General features: G+C 65.8%; 2 protein-coding genes. One reads left to right on the top strand and one right to left on the bottom strand.

Annotated elements, in window-relative coordinates; all coding sequences use genetic code 11:
- Nucleotides 1–664 precede the first annotated feature (664 nt).
- On the top strand, nucleotides 665–805 hold the full coding sequence (locus ACFQ9R_RS34665) for a hypothetical protein (RefSeq protein ID WP_378997069.1): 141 nt from the start codon (nucleotides 665–667) through the stop codon (nucleotides 803–805).
- Nucleotides 806–964: 159 nt separating this feature from the next.
- On the opposite strand, the gene ACFQ9R_RS34660 is transcribed toward ACFQ9R_RS34665, so the two are convergent.
- Complete coding sequence (locus ACFQ9R_RS34660; protein WP_378997067.1) at nucleotides 965–1,198, bottom strand: hypothetical protein; 234 nt, start codon at nucleotides 1,196–1,198, stop codon at nucleotides 965–967.
- Nucleotides 1,199–1,902: the final 704 nt, after the last annotated feature.

The following is a 1,902-nucleotide window of genomic DNA, read 5'->3' as shown; positions in this document are numbered from 1 at the left end:
GTTGAGCCGATGACGGGAATCGAACCCGCGCCATCTGCTTGGGAAGCAGGCGAATAGGCAGGAATAACAGTCTGACCTGGGCTCGCGGTAGGGCGTGGTGTACCCAGATTGACCCCTGGTGACCCTGGTTCGTGGCACGAGTGTGGCACGGTCCGGCGTGCCTCCTGGTCGATGCTTGGAGGGAACGTACCCAGCGCGACGCGGCCTCGGTACTGTCCCGTGGCATGACGGCATCGAGTGTTCCTGAGTGGAATCCTGACACCCCTTACAACGCTCGTGATCAGGTTCGGTTTCACGGCAGAATCTATTGGGCGGTCTTTTGGAACATTGAGTCAGAACCCGCGCCGCACTCGGATGCCTGGCGTCTAATGGATGAAGGCTGATCGCTTATCGCGCGTTTCGGTCCACGGATGGCCCTGGTCTGGGTTGGCCTGTGCATAAAGAGGGCTGGCTACCCGCCTGCCCCATAGGGCCTGCCTTTCACGCGCAGAGGCTCACAGGTCAAGGGTTGCTCAGCAATCAGCGAAGCTGACGCCATCGGCGCCCTTGAGGTGTGAGGGGCGCGGGATCACAATGCAGGCCAACCCAGAACAGGGCCAAGCGGCCGACAGGTCGCTATGAAACTCGATGGAACCATTTGCTGTTCGGCAACGTCTAACCAGGCATGACACAGACTCAGCACGTAGTAGTTCGGCCAGTGCCGCAGTACGAACCGGCGCTGGAGACGGAACCGACCAACGATCCCGCGGCGATCTGGGAACAGCATCTAGCCGCTCCGGACACGGTCGACAACGCCGAGGAGTAGTAGCCGGCGGATTGGTGCCCTGCCGTCCCGCGTGGGGAAGGCGTCGCCACGCGGGCGGCAGGGTGTCCGGGCTGGGGTCGACGTCGTTGGCGATCCGCTGCCGACGTCGTTGTCGGTGCCCGGAAGGGTGGGAAGGGGGCCGAAGCCCCCTCGGGCGGGTTAGGTGCCGTCGACGCCGCAGCCCATGCAGAGCAGGACGTGTTCGTCGAGGTACCAGGCGCCGGGCATGTCCCAGCAGCGGCAGTTGTGGGGTTCGAAGGGCCATTCGTGGTCGGGGAACATCGCCCGGCCGACCTTGACCGGGGTGCCAAAGGCGCAGTCGGCGACGGTGACGGTGGTCCACTCGCCGCCGAGGCTGGAGAGGTCGGGGAGTTCGTGCAGTGCGTAGCTCATGATGGGGTGCCTTCCTGCTGGGGTGGTCTGATTGAGGGCGTCTCGAGCACGGCTGTGGTGGGTGTCAAGGGTTGCTTCAGCAATCACGTAGTGACGCCGTAGGCGCCCTTGATGCCCGCCGCAGTCGTGCTAGCCCTGGATCGATCAGACCGCCACAGCAGGAAGGTGCCTGGGCGACCACTGCACGAACTCCTCGAGCGCGGTGGTGAGTGGAGCCACACACGCAACCCCGATGAGGTACCCCGGTCCTGGCCGCGCGATGGTTCCCGACCACGAATGGTCCTTCGAACCCCGCCCTACGCTGGGACATGCCCGGTATCTGGTACCTCGACTGCGGACCGGACCAGCAGAAGCGGCCCGCGGCATCTGACCCGCCCGAGGGGGCTTCGGACCAACCCCGCAACGTACCGATCCGTCGTCGTCTCCGCCTGCCCGATCGGGACCACAGCCAGTCGACTGGGCAGAGTGCCGGCGGCTTCGTCCTCGGCTGCGGGAGGTCAATCGGGTACGGCTCCCGTCGCGCCCACACTGCTCGGTTGTTGCAAGAAGCAGCCAGATAGAGGAAGGCGGCGTGTGCTTCGTCGCCGGAGAGGCGCTGCGACGGGCCGACGCGCCGGGGCCGTAGCGCAGCGGAGGCGTCGGGGCGTGGCGCCGTGCGGCGCTGCGTCGGCGGCGCGTCAGCGCCGCCCTTGACTCTATATAGC

Origin of the sequence: Nocardia sp. NPDC056541 (assembly GCF_042794235.1) — a bacterium.
In the GTDB taxonomy this organism is placed as follows: Bacteria; Actinomycetota; Actinomycetes; order Mycobacteriales; family Mycobacteriaceae; genus Nocardia.
The sequence above is the reverse complement of the archived record's forward strand: the minus strand, read 5'-3'. Positions and strand labels throughout refer to the sequence as shown.